The 1,346-nt window shown below is 39.1% G+C and carries 1 protein-coding gene; it reads left to right on the forward strand.

Going from position 1 to position 1,346, the window contains the following annotated elements:
• Nucleotides 1–516 precede the first annotated feature (516 nt).
• A complete protein-coding gene (locus ACKLNX_RS00055) occupies nt 517–777 on the forward strand; it encodes a hypothetical protein (RefSeq protein ID WP_412970764.1) in 261 nt (86 codons plus the stop codon).
• The last annotated feature ends 569 nt before the right edge of the window (nt 778–1,346 follow it).

The following is a 1,346-nucleotide window of genomic DNA, read 5'->3' on the forward strand; positions in this document are numbered from 1 at the left end:
AGCTGCAATATGTTCTCTAGCGTGTTTGGTAGCGATAATAAATTACTCCATTAAAAGTTGCATAATCTATCGTAAAGGATGCCAATCGATAGTCCGCAAATGGCTAATTTACTTATATACACCATTGGTCATTATTTCTATGGGGTCAATAATGTATTACTACAGCGTCGCGGCAGAGTATTAATAGAATATTGTGAAAGCTCGTTCTTTCAAGAGTTGCTCCAATCGGTTTTTAAAACGTTATTTTCGGGTTCGCGAGCATTTGTTGTTTGGTCTTCGCTGTTCAACATCGATTGCTGTATCAACGTCAAACGAGTATATTTTTACCAAAATGGTTAACGTAAGGAGACATGGATTGTTTTATCAAAATAGTAGTAATTCAACCAGTTATAACAAACGCATTAGTTCACTCCCTTCGGTCGCTGGGACAACTTTACGGGCGCATTTCGCTTCGCTCAAGAGCTGCACCCATAAACTTGCCCTCTATGCGGGGTGTTATGTGTCAGGTGAGCTTGGATGATAACTCAAAACAAAAATCCACTGGAATGGTCAACGTTAATGTATGAGTTGGATGATGCTGTTGAGCATCTAAATGCATTAGTAACTCAAATGTCTGAAAACGGCGAAATTGATGAAATTGAATACAAAATTCAAATTGCACACGTTTACGCTCATTTAAACCGAAGCTGGAATACTAGAAACCTGACTCAAACGTGGAACCCAGAGGATAGAGAGAAGCTCACTCAAATGCCAGATGATTTGGAGCCAGTAGGATGATGAGATATAACAAATGAAGATAGGTACAAGCTCGTTCTTTCAAGAGTTGCTCTCATCTGTTTTTAATGAGTTATTTTCGAGTTCGCGAGCATTTGCTGTTTGGTCTTCGCTAATTAACATCAGTTGTTGTTTTGAGTTCAAACGAGTATATTTTCACCTAAATGGTTAACGCAAAGGGACATGGATTGTTGTATCAAAACCGCACCAACCTTAAGCAACATAACAAACGCATCAGCTCACTCCCTTCGGTCGCTGGGACAACTTTACGGGCGCATTTCGCTGCGCTCAAGAGCTGCACCCATAAACTTGCCCTCTATGCGGGGTGTTATGGCTTGTTGGTTTGTTAAAGGGGTTTAATTGATTTATCTAGCCTATTTATTTTGGTTTATTATGCTTTTATTTGCCGTGCCAAATATTTGGTCAGGTTTAGCTGCAATATGTTCTCTAGCGTGTTTGGTAGCGATAATAAATTACTCCATTAAAAGTTGCATAATCTATCGTAAAGGATGCCAATCGATAGTCCGCAAATGGCTAATTTACTTATATACACCATTGGTCATTATTTCTAT

Origin of the sequence: Glaciecola sp. MF2-115 (assembly GCF_047250385.1) — a bacterium.
In the GTDB taxonomy this organism is placed as follows: domain Bacteria; phylum Pseudomonadota; class Gammaproteobacteria; order Enterobacterales; family Alteromonadaceae; genus Glaciecola.